The 511-nt window shown below is 66.5% G+C and carries 1 protein-coding gene; it reads left to right on the plus strand.

Translation table 11 applies throughout. From position 1 onward, the window contains the following. On the plus strand, positions 1-511 hold a 511-nt coding region (locus tag AQI88_RS44640), incomplete at both ends, for a zinc-binding dehydrogenase (protein ID WP_159050610.1).

Below are 511 nucleotides of genomic sequence, written 5' to 3' on the forward strand. Positions count from 1 at the left end.
GGGTGCGGAGGTGTTCGCGACTGCGTCCCCGTCGAAGTGGGCGGCGGTGCGGGAGCTGGGTGTTGAGGCGTCCCATATTGCTTCGTCGCGGACGACGGAGTTCGAGGGGCTGTTCCGTGACGCGTCCGGTGGGGGTGGTGTGGATGTGGTGCTGGACTCGCTGGCGGGTGAGTTCGTGGATGCCTCGCTGCGGTTGACGCGTGCGGGTGGCCGGTTCGTGGAGATGGGCAAGACCGATATCCGTGATGCCGGCGAGGTCGAGCGCCGGCATGGGGTTGCGTATCAGGCGTTTGATCTGTTGCGGCAGGATCCGGGTGTGATCGGGGCGATGTTGTCTTCGCTCACGGAGTTGTTCGCCCGGGGTGTGCTGAGGCCGTTGCCGGTGGCGTGCTGGGATGTGCGGCGGGCGGTGGATGCGTTCCGTTTCCTGAGTCAGGCCCGTCATATCGGCAAGGTTGTATTGACGGTTCCTGCCGTAGCTGGCCGGCGGTCGGCGCCCACGGGCACGGTT

The sequence above is a fragment of the Streptomyces cellostaticus genome, from assembly GCF_001513965.1.
Lineage (GTDB): Bacteria > Actinomycetota > Actinomycetes > Streptomycetales > Streptomycetaceae > Streptomyces > Streptomyces cellostaticus.